The following is a 263-nucleotide window of genomic DNA, read 5'->3' as shown; positions in this document are numbered from 1 at the left end:
AATCCTGCACCCGCCCAGCTCTGACGCCTGCGCCTGCAGCTGCCCGCCATGGGCCTGAATCACCGAGCTGCATATCGCCAGCCCCATTCCCAGCCCACCGCTCTTGGTGGTGTAGAAGGCGCCAAACACGCGTTCCAGTTCCTCTGGCGCAATGCCCGGCCCATTGTCGTCGACACAGATCTCTACCTCGTCCTCGACAACGGCACAGGTGATCCGCAATACGCCGTCGTTGCGAAACCCCGCCAGTGCTTCCAGAGCGTTAG

General features: G+C 62.7%; 1 protein-coding gene. It reads right to left on the bottom strand.

Annotated elements, in window-relative coordinates; translation table 11 throughout:
- Positions 1–263: ATP-binding protein (locus tag SB725_RS31905; RefSeq protein ID WP_410923457.1), on the bottom strand; the 263-nt coding region annotated here is incomplete at both ends.

Origin of the sequence: Pseudomonas sp. SIMBA_041, assembly GCF_046535095.1 — a bacterium.
In the GTDB taxonomy this organism is placed as follows: Bacteria; Pseudomonadota; Gammaproteobacteria; order Pseudomonadales; family Pseudomonadaceae; genus Aquipseudomonas; species Aquipseudomonas mucoides.
This window is presented reverse-complemented; position numbering and strand designations above follow the sequence as displayed.